At 71.0% G+C, this 1769-nt stretch carries 3 protein-coding genes; 1 reads left to right on the top strand and 2 read right to left on the bottom strand.

Annotated features, from left to right (window positions below; genetic code table 11):
• Together HW577_RS24555 and fsa are read right to left on the bottom strand one after the other, a co-directional pair.
• Window positions 1–609: GAF domain-containing protein (locus tag HW577_RS24555; protein WP_198378716.1), on the bottom strand; the 609-nt coding region annotated here is incomplete at its 3' end.
• The gene (gene fsa, locus HW577_RS24550; protein ID WP_198378715.1) at window positions 606–1262 is read right to left on the bottom strand and encodes a fructose-6-phosphate aldolase; all 657 of its coding nucleotides are present in this window, start codon (window positions 1260–1262) and stop codon (window positions 606–608) included. The genes HW577_RS24555 and fsa, both read right to left, overlap by 4 nt.
• 73 nt (window positions 1263–1335) lie before the next feature.
• Here fsa and HW577_RS24545 point away from each other — a divergent pair.
• The coding region (locus HW577_RS24545; protein ID WP_474100256.1) for a primosomal protein N' family DNA-binding protein at window positions 1336–1769 on the top strand (434 nt) is incomplete at its 3' end.

The raw sequence follows: 1769 nt of genomic DNA, 5'->3' as shown, positions 1-1769 counted from the left end.
GCGCGCGCCGAGCGCGATCAGCATCGGCGGGCCGACGGTCAGCGGCACGCGCGCCAGCGCGTCGCGCGTGACGAGCGGCGCGGCTTCCGCGTGCAGCATGTCGAGTTCGGTGGGCGCCGTGCGCACCACCGCTTCGCGTCCGCGGCCGACCAGCCGGCTGACGGCGCCGGCGGGCAGCGACAGCACGCCCGCGGGCAGGTAGCGGCGCTCGGGGCCGGGCTCGGCGGCGAGCGTCGCGGTCTCGACGCCGAGCAGCGCCGGGATTTCCTGCGTCACGACCTCCATCACCTCGCCCCGCGCGCGGATCAGCGCCAGGACCGCGAGGCGGACGCGGATGGTCAGCCCGGAGCCGGCGCGGCCGGCTTCGAGCGCGGCGAGGATCTCCCCCTCGACGACGCGGCGGCGGCTGCGCTCGGCGGCGATCATCGCGACCATGTGGTCGGTCAGGTTCTCCCCATGCACCCGACGGGGCGGGGTCAGCACGCGATAGAGGTCCGGCCGTTCCGTCAGGAAGGCCGGATGCGCGCGCAGGAAGGCTTCCACCTCCTCGGCATTCGGGCCGGGAGCGGCTTCGGGCGATGGGCTGAGGACGCTGTAGGCGTGGCTCATAGGATGGATTGCCCCGTCTTCTTCCAATCCGCGAGAAAGGCTTCTAGCCCGCGGTCGGTAAGTGGATGCTTAAGAAGCATGCGGATGACGCCAGGCGGGAGCGTCGCGACATGCGCGCCCATCTTGGCCGCTTCCACCAGGTGGATCGGGTGACGGACCGAGGCGACGAGGACCTCGGTCTTCAGGGAGGGATAGTTGCGGTAGATCTGCACGATGTCCGCGATCAGCCGCATGCCGTCGGTGGCGATGTCGTCCAGCCGGCCCACGAAGGGGGAGATGAAGGTGGCACCCGCCTTGGCGGCGAGCAGCGCCTGCGCCGCGCTGAAGCAGAGCGTGACGTTGACCATGGCCCCTTCGCCCGCCAGGGTCCGGCAGGCGACGAGGCCGGCTTCCGTCAGCGGCACCTTCACGGCCACATTGGGGGCGATGGCGCGCAGCACACGGCCTTCGGCCAGCATGCCGGCCGCGTCGGTCGCGGTGACCTCGGCGCTGACCGGGCCAGGGGTGATGGCGCAGATCTCGGCGATCACGTCCTTCATGGGACGGCCGGACTTCGCGACCAGGGAGGGATTGGTGGTGACGCCGTCGACGAGGCCGGCCTCGGCCAGGGAACGGATCTCGGAAACCTCCGCGGTATCGACGAAGAACTTCATGCGACTCAGACCTTCCAGGAACCTCGCGCCTGCCGATGCAAGGCGCGCGAGGTCTATAGCGGCAGGGTAACGCATGTGTCCGGGTAAAAGCCCAGTGGAGCCAACGTCACATAACCGTGTGATTACCGCGCAACGCATACGTGTCCTTCTGCCACTTCCGCTCGCGCAGCCGTACGATTACTCGGCATCGGAACAAATCGTCGCCGGGACATTCGTCGAAGTGCCGCTGGGCCGGCGCAGCGCGATCGGCGTGGTGTGGGATGGCGAGCCCGACCCTGCGCTCCCGGCCGCGCGCGTGAGATCCGTCGCGCGCGTCTTCGACGTGCCGCCGATGACGCCGACGCTGCGCCGCTTCGTCGACTGGGTCGCGACCTATACGCTGAGCCCGCCCGGCGCGGTGCTGCGCATGGCGATGAGCGTGCCGGCCGCGCTCGACCCGCCGGCGCCGCAGGCCGGCTGGCGCCTGGCCGATCCTCCGCCCGCGGGCGCGCGCGTCACGCCGCAGCG

It is taken from the genome of Neoroseomonas rubea (assembly GCF_016106015.1).
Classification (GTDB): domain Bacteria; phylum Pseudomonadota; class Alphaproteobacteria; order Acetobacterales; family Acetobacteraceae; genus Neoroseomonas; species Neoroseomonas rubea.
This window is presented reverse-complemented; position numbering and strand designations above follow the sequence as displayed.